This is a genomic window from Streptomyces sp. ID05-39B, from assembly GCF_033794725.1.
Taxonomy (GTDB): domain Bacteria; phylum Actinomycetota; class Actinomycetes; order Streptomycetales; family Streptomycetaceae; genus Streptomyces; species Streptomyces bobili.
In genome coordinates this window covers 20226-28085 of the sequence record NZ_JARGEF010000094.1, presented here as the reverse complement: position 1 = coordinate 28085, position 7860 = coordinate 20226, and the positions used below count along the sequence as shown (strand labels likewise).

The window sequence follows — 7860 nt, the reverse complement described above, 5'->3', positions numbered from 1 at the left end:
GAAGGCGGTGTCCTTCAAGGTCGCCGCCTCGGACGACTTCAAGGAGCGCCAGCGCCGTACGGTCGACGGCGCGCGGATCCTCGCCGAGCGGCTGACGGCCCCGGACGCCCGCGAGGCCGGGATCAACGTCCTGTCCGGCGGCACCGACGTGCATCTGATCCTGGTCGACCTGCGAGAGTCCGCGCTGGACGGGCAGCAGGCCGAGGACCGTCTCCACGAGGTCGGCATCACCGTCAACCGCAACGCCGTCCCGAACGACCCGCGGCCCCCGATGGTCACCTCGGGCCTGCGGATCGGCACCCCCGCCCTCGCCACCCGCGGCTTCACCGCCGAGGACTTCACCGAGGTCGCGGACATCATCACCGAGGCGCTCAAGCCGTCCTACGACGCCGAGGCGCTCAAGGCCCGGGTCAAGGCGCTGGCCGACAAACACCCGCTCTACCCCGGCCTGTAACCGACACCCTTACGCAGCGTGCCGTGACCGCTCGGCACACCCCCTCCAATCCTACGGAGCATGCCGTGGCAATCAGCGTCTTCGACCTTTTCTCCATAGGCATCGGCCCGTCCAGTTCGCACACCGTCGGCCCGATGCGCGCCGCCGGGATGTTCGTGGCCAGGCTGAAGCAGGACGGCGTGCTCGCCCAGACCGCCGCGGTACGGGGCGAGCTGTTCGGCTCCCTCGGTGCCACCGGCCACGGACACGGCACCCCCAAGGCGGTGCTGCTGGGTCTGGAGGGCTGCGAGCCGCACACGGTCGACGTCGCGCAGGCCGACCTGGACGTCGAGCGGATCCGCGGCACCGGGCGCATCCGCCTCCTCGGTGCCGAGATCGGTCCGGCCCACGAGATCGACTTCGATGCCTCGACCCAACTGGTCCTGCACCGGCGGCGCTCGCTGCCATACCACGCCAACGGCATGATCCTCTTCGCGTACGACGCCGACGGTGTGCCGCTGCTGGAGAAGACGTACTACTCGGTCGGCGGCGGCTTCGTGGTCGACGAGGACGCCGTCGGAGCGGACCGGATCAAGCTCGACGACACCGTGCTCGCCCACCCGTTCAGCACGGGCGACGAGCTGCTGCGGCTCTCCCGGGAGACCGGTCTGTCCATCTCCGCGCTGATGCTGGAGAACGAGAAGGCCTGGCGCACTGAGGAGGAGATCCGCACGGGCCTGCTGGAGATCTGGCGGGTCATGGAGGCCTGTATCTCCCGAGGCCTGGGCCGCGAGGGCATCCTGCCCGGCGGCCTGAAGGTCCGCCGCCGGGCAGCCGCGGTAGCCCGGGCACTGCGCAGCGAGGGCGATCCGGCGAGCCGTGCGATGGAGTGGGTGACTCTCTACGCGATGGCGGTGAACGAGGAGAACGCCGCGGGCGGCCGGGTCGTCACCGCTCCGACGAACGGTGCGGCGGGCATCATCCCCGCAGTACTGAAGTACTACCTCGACTTCGTGCCGGGCGCCGACGAGGAGAACATCGTCCGCTTCCTGCTCGCCGCCGGCGCCATCGGCATGCTCTTCAAGGAGAACGCCTCCATCTCCGGGGCCGAGGTCGGCTGTCAGGGCGAGGTCGGCTCCGCCTGCTCGATGGCCGCCGGAGGTCTCGCCGAGGTACTGGGCGGCAGCCCGGAGCAGGTGGAGAACGCCGCCGAGATCGGTATGGAGCACAACCTGGGCCTGACCTGTGACCCGGTCGGCGGCCTGGTCCAGATCCCGTGCATCGAGCGCAACGGCATGGCCGCGGTGAAGGCCGTGACCGCCGCCCGGATGGCCCTGCGTGGCGACGGCCGCCACCACGTCTCACTCGACAAGGTCATCAAGACCATGAAGGAGACCGGCGCCGACATGAAGGTCAAGTACAAGGAGACCGCGCGCGGCGGACTCGCCGTCAACGTCATCGAGTGCTGAGATGGCGGACGGAGAGGGAAAGGGGGCCGCAGCCACGCTCATCGACACGTTCGGTCGCGTCGCCACCGATCTGCGGGTCTCGCTCACCGACCGGTGCAACCTGCGCTGTACGTACTGCATGCCCGAGGAGGGCCTGCAGTGGCCGGCCAAGCCCGACCTGCTCACGGACGACGAGATCGTCCGCCTCGTCCACGTGGCGGTAACCCGTCTCGGCGTCCAGGAGGTCCGCTCCACCGGCGGCGAGCCACTTCTGCGCCCCGGCCTCGTCGGCATCGTCGAGCGCTGCGCGGCCCTCGAACCGCGCCCGAAGATGTCACTGACCACCAACGGCATCTGCGGGCATCCCGGTGCTCGCGGCGGTCTCGGCGCCGTCCTCCCTCGCGGTGGAACTGGCCGCGGAGACCTGGCTCACGCTCGTGGGCTTCCTGCGCGGCGGCTCCATGAACGTGTACGCGGGCGAGCAGCGCCTCGACCTGATCGCCGACAGAGAACCGCTTCGGCAAGGAGGTCTCACGAGGTGAGCCGTCGCCTGCCCTGTACTCACGGCAGCACTCTCGTCGGCCCACCCCGTTCGCGGCCACCCGACGCTCACGCCCGCGCCCGCCGCGTCGCGATGCTCAGCGTGCACACCTCACCGCTGCATCAGCCCGGCACCGGCGACGCCGGCGGTATGAACGTCTACATCGTCGAGTTGGCGAAGCGTCTTGCCGCCGTTGGTATTGAAGTTGAGGTCTTCACCCGGGCCACTTCGACCGCGCTCCCGCCCAGCGTCGAACTCGCGCCCGGTGTCCTGGTACGGCATGTGGGCGCCGGCCCCTATGAGGGTCTGGCCAAGGAGGACCTGCCTGCTCAGCTGTGTGCTTTCGCCCAGGGCGTGACGCGGATCTGGGCCGGCCACGACCCCGACCACTACGACCTGGTCCATTCCCACTACTGGCTCTCCGGCCACGTGGGTCGGCTTGCCGCTCGGCGCTGGGGCGTCCCACTCGTCCACGCCATGCACACCCTGGCCAAGGTCAAGAACGCCTCCCTCGCCGAGGGCGACACCCCCGAGCCCGCGATCCGAGTGATCGGCGAGACCCAAGTCGTACGCGCCGCCGACCGGTTGATAGCCAACACGGAGAAGGAAGCGGAGGAACTGCTCCGCCACTATGACGCCGACACCGGCCGGGTCGCCGTCGTCCATCCCGGTGTCAACCTGGAGCGCTTCCGACCTGACGCCCGCGGTGTCGAGGCCGGCAGGGCTGCGGCCCGGTTCCGCCTCGGGCTGCCGCAGGACGCGCTCATACCCCTGTTCGTGGGCCGCATACAGCCACTGAAGGCGCCGGACGTCCTGCTGCGCGCGGTGGCCCGGCTGCTGGAGGAGCGGCCGCAGTTGCGGGAGCGGATCGTGGTGCCGGTCGTGGGCGGACCGAGCGGTAGCGGCCTGGCCAAGCCGGAAGGACTGCAGAAACTGGCGGCCTGCCTCGGCATCTCGGACGTCGTGCTGTTCCGTCCGCCGGTCGGTCAGGACCAGCTCGCCGACTGGTACCGGGCGGCGTCCGTCCTGGTCATGCCGTCCCACAGCGAGTCCTTCGGCCTGGTGGCCGTCGAGGCGCAGGCATGCGGCACCCCGGTGCTCGCGGCCGAGGTCGGGGGCCTTCCGGTGGCGGTACGAGACGGGGTGAGCGGCGTTCTCGTACCGGGCCACGACCCGGACGACTACGCGTGGGCACTGTGCGGCTTCGCCGACGACCCGACGCGCTCCGCCCGGATGAGCGAGGCCGCGGTCCGGCACGCCCAGTCCTTCGGCTGGGCCGCGGCCGCGGAGGCAACGGTAGACGTGTATACGGCAGCCCTGCACGAGCGTCGGCTTCACACGATCCCGTGACCGCCCGGGCCTCGTCCCTGTGTGTCGGCAGCTCGCCCTCGGTGGTGTGAAGGTGAGGCGGTCGACGAGGGTGGTGCCCGAACCTCCGGTCAGCGTCACCATGCTGACACCGCCGGAGAGGGAGACTGCCACGCTGCTCCTGCCCGATCGTCATGTCCGGTTCGGCGGGAGGCCGCGCGGAACAGGACCTGCTACGGCAGACACCTCGCCGCGCGGTCGACCCAACTTCCTGGCTGTACGGCTTTCGCCGCCTACGGATCCGATGGGAGCGACGCGAGGACATCCACGAGGCCCTCCTCGGACTCGCTGTTTCGCCTGATCGCGCGTTGGCACGTCCGTAGGCTTTGTCAGGGCCAGTTGGTGGACGTATCTCTGCGCACGCTCGGACGGCGAGTGTGAAGGCTGCACACCCCTTGGTCAGTCGCGAAGGACTGCCGGCGCCATGTCGGGACACCGCCCGTCCTGTTGCCCGAGCGGTGCCCCGACATGTTCCGGTCAGACGCGGCGGCGGGTGAAGCGCTGGTTGGGGTTGCCGCTGTAGGTGTACTGGGCGATGCGGGCGCCGTCGGCGGTGGAGTACTCCCATACATCCATGGCCAGGCCGGTCTGCCGGTTGACGAGGCTGATGACGTCACCGCCGTGGTCGACCAGGCGCCACTGCTGGCTGGTGGCGCTGGTGTCGGCCTGCTGGACGATATCCGTGCCAGTCGCGGTGCCTGTGGGCTGGAGGAACAGGCCACTGTGCAGTGCTTTGACGCGGACGTGGCCGTCGGCGGCGTCGACGAACTCGAATTGCTGGCTGGGGCGACTGTTGGTGGTCCGCTGGACGAGTTGTGCGCCGGCGGTGGTGGAGGCCCCGTTGATCTCGGCGGCCTTGCCGCTGTGCAGGGCCAGCAGGGTGTAGAGGCCCGGGCCACTGGGGGAGTCGCCCAGCTGGGCTTCCCACCTGGTGTTGGACCCGGACGCGTCAGCCGGGAGGCGGTCCCGTGCGGCGGTGTCGCCGTACATGGTCCAGCGAGCCCAGTCGACGACGGTCCTCGGGAAGCGCTGGTCGCTCCAGAAGCTGGTGTGGCTGCCACCGGCGAAGGTGAGGAACGCCTTGGGCCAGGTGATCTCCGAGTACGCCTGCCGGGCCGAGGAGTACGACGTGGTCGAGTCCCGGTCGCCGTGGACGAAGAGGACCTTGGCCGAGACCGAGCCGGACGGGTTGCCCATGTCCACGCAGGACTGGGGGTTGGCGGACTTGATCCGGCTGTCGGGCCAGGAGGTCAGCAGACCGTGGGTGACCATGCCGCCCAGGGAGTGGCCCGAGACGCCGACGCCGATGCCGGTGTTGATGTGCCCGGCCAGGGGTCCGCTCGCGTTGAGCGCGAGGGTGTTGGTGAGGATCTGCGAGACGTCCTTGGAGGTGTTGCCGTTGTTGACGTCGTCGAAGTTGTGGTTGAAGTGCGGGGCGGGGACGATGAAGCCCGCCGAGGCCAGGGCTCGGATGATGAACAGGGAGTTCTGCGGGCTGCTCCCGTAGCCGTGGGTGAAGTTGTAGACGGGGAAGAGGCCGGCGGCGACCGGGGCGTCCGTCACCGGACTGCCGCCGGCGGTGCCGGTGGCCGGGTAGTAGACGTACGTGGTGCACGGGCGGCTGCCACGGGTCCAGTTGTAACGGCGCACGCCGACCGCGAAGGGCGTGGTCGGCGCGGTGTCCAGTGGCCCGGCGGCGGCCGGTGCCTGTCCTGCGCCGAGCAGGGACAGGCCCACGCCCGTCGCTCCGGCCGCGGTCATGCTGAGGAAGGTCCGTCGGCGCAGGGTCATGGTGACTCCTTGGGTGCGGGGATGGGTGGGGGGTTTGGCGTTCGGTTGGTCCCGTTGCCGGGTGCGTCCCGTCGGCGCAGAGGCCGACAGGTCGACGGGGCGCACGGCGCAACAGCGGGTGTGGGTGCTCCGGCCAGCCGCGAGGGGCGGCAGGACCGGCGTGTGGTTGGTCGGGCGCACCAGATGTCGGGGTGGGTGTGGCCGTTCCGGTCGAACACGGCCTGATTCCCCCAGGCGCTGCCGCAGTTGTTGCTGTCGGCCACCGAGTGAGCGGAGCACTGCTGTGAAGCGGTGATGATGTCGCCGGTGCCGTCGTGGTCTCGGCGGGGCGACGTCGGTGAAGCGGGCTATGAGGTGGACACGTCGTGTTCGCTGTGGCTGGGCATGACGTCGATGACCGCCGTGACCGGTCCTGTGCCGGTCGTCCCGGTGACTGTCACCTCACCCGGCCTGTCGGTCGCGCCAGGTGGCAACGGCTGCCAGCGGACGGGGACAGTGGTGATCTTGTTGTTGGCGGTGGTGAGCATGCGGATGGAGGAAGGCAGCTTCGGGACGGCCCTGACCATGGTGGCGGTGTAGATGGTGTCCTGGAGGATGTGCTTGGCGCGGCTGGCGTTGAAGACGTTGATGGACGCGTGCGGCTCCCACGTATTCGCCAGCCCGGGCACGGCGCGGAACATGGGCTGGTAGCCGGCCGGCTCCCACACCAGTGCCCCTGAACCTCGGTTGTTGACCACGTCGTTGGCGGCCTGGAACACCCTCCGGATCGCGTCCGCCTGCCCCTGAATGGTTCGCGGGTACGGCGAGTTGGGCACCGGCGAGCCGTCGCCGCCCGAGGCGGGGTAGGCGGATTCGGCGATGTCGATCTCGTAGCTGGGGTGCGTGGTGGCCATGGTGTTGAGGTTGAGATCCAATGCCTCGGGCGTACCGTGCCATTCCGGGTAGTACGAGATGGCCAGCACATCGGGGTCCTGTCCCTTTGCCTTCACCCGGGTGAGGAACTGGTGCCAGAACTCCATGGTCTTGGCGAGCTTGTCCTTGTCGACGATCACGTGTATCTCGACCTTGGATGTCGGTGACGCGTCGCGGACGGCCTTGATCCCGGCCGCGGCCAGGGTGGTGAACCGGTCCCACGACTGGTCGTAGAGCTGCCGCTCCGCCGGGTCGGTTGACCGCCAGTACTTCCACAGCAGGCCACCGCCGGGCTTGGACTGGTAGATGTCGGCCTGGTCGACGAAGTACGGCGGATTCGTCGTGCCGATCTGGGCCGCCTCGCTGCCGTACATGAAGCCATTGATGATCTCGTTGCCGACGGCCACCTTCTCCGGCCTGGTGCCCTGCCGGATCAGCCGCTTCAGATAGTCGGCGGTGAAGTCGTACACGGCCTTGGACAGGTCCGGGAACTCCAGCTGCGCCCAGGCGCGTGGTTTTGGTTGCTTGCTCGGGTCGGCCCAGGAGTCCGCGTAGTGGAAGTCGATCCCCAGGCCTATGCCCCGCTGCTTGATCCACTTGGCTGAGGCCAGTGAGCGCTCCGGGCCCTGGCGGGGTATCGGCGTCGGTTGACCGGTGCTCTCGCTGCGTGGCTCGTTGAATATCCGCAGCCGGCTGTACTCGATGCCACGGTCCTTGGCCACGTCGAGCAGGTGTGGCCCGGCGCCGCGGTTTTCGGCCAGGGGGTCGACCCAGTACTGCTGGTCCTGGACGTCGTCCATCCAGGACAGATCGGCGCCGAGGGTGAGGTTGTCGCGCAGGTAGTTGAAGACCTGGAGCTCGCTGACACCTGCCCGGGCCCGGCCTGGCCCACCGGTGAACGTCAGCCGGACAAAGCGCGTTCCCGGCCGGGTGAACAGGTGTACTTCCCCTCGTGACACGGCCCGGTTGTGGGATCTGTCGGCGATGGTCCTCCACCGGTGACCGTCGGACGAAGCCTCGACGACGTACTGGTGGGCCACGCCGCGGTCCGGGAAGAGCACCTTGACCTTACGCAGGTTGGCGTAGGTTCCACTGAGGTCGACGGTGAGCCACTGCCGGGCGCCGGCACCACTGGGTTGCCAGGACGTCGTCGGGTCGCCGTCGATGGCCAGAAGGGCATTGGACGAGCCGGAGGCGGCCGTCGCCGAGGCCCACGGCTTGGCAGCGATATTGCTCTCGATCGGCTTGATGTCCGCGGTTCCGAAGGTCGCGTGGGCCGACTCGGGCACCATGAGTAGGTTCGCGGACACCATGGTGACCAACGTCGTCGTGACCGCGATGGCGCGGGGCAGACGCTTGCTGCTCAT

Annotated in this window: 4 protein-coding genes and 3 pseudogenes; 5 read left to right on the top strand and 2 right to left on the bottom strand. The window is 69.2% G+C overall.

Annotated features, from left to right (window positions below; genetic code table 11):
* The 5 genes and pseudogenes from P1P75_RS21050 to mshA form a co-directional block, all read left to right on the top strand.
* Positions 1-454: pseudogene (locus tag P1P75_RS21050) on the top strand (serine hydroxymethyltransferase); the annotation flags it as partial.
* Between the two features lie 65 nt (positions 455-519).
* Positions 520-1902, top strand: coding sequence for an L-serine ammonia-lyase (locus P1P75_RS21045; protein ID WP_319257598.1), 1383 nt, complete (start codon positions 520-522; stop codon positions 1900-1902).
* 1 nt (position 1903) lies between these two features.
* Positions 1904-2179: pseudogene (locus P1P75_RS42060) on the top strand (radical SAM protein); the annotation flags it as partial.
* Positions 2180-2237: 58 nt separating this feature from the next.
* Positions 2238-2423, top strand: a pseudogene (locus P1P75_RS21040) (formate dehydrogenase accessory sulfurtransferase FdhD); the annotation flags it as partial.
* The gene (gene mshA, locus P1P75_RS21035) at positions 2420-3772 is read left to right on the top strand and encodes a D-inositol-3-phosphate glycosyltransferase (RefSeq protein ID WP_319257596.1); all 1353 of its coding nucleotides are present in this window, start codon (positions 2420-2422) and stop codon (positions 3770-3772) included. The pseudogene P1P75_RS21040 and the gene mshA, both read left to right, overlap by 4 nt.
* Before the next feature lie 495 nt (positions 3773-4267).
* On the opposite strand, the gene P1P75_RS21030 is transcribed toward mshA, so the two are convergent.
* Both P1P75_RS21030 and P1P75_RS21025 read right to left on the bottom strand, forming a co-directional pair.
* Positions 4268-5581: an RICIN domain-containing protein gene (locus tag P1P75_RS21030; RefSeq protein ID WP_319257594.1), complete on the bottom strand. Its 1314-nt coding sequence runs from the start codon at positions 5579-5581 to the stop codon at positions 4268-4270.
* Between the two features lie 347 nt (positions 5582-5928).
* Positions 5929-7860 carry a glycosyl hydrolase 53 family protein gene (locus tag P1P75_RS21025; protein ID WP_319257592.1) on the bottom strand — a complete coding sequence of 644 codons (1932 nt, stop codon included), beginning with the start codon at positions 7858-7860 and terminating at the stop codon, positions 5929-5931.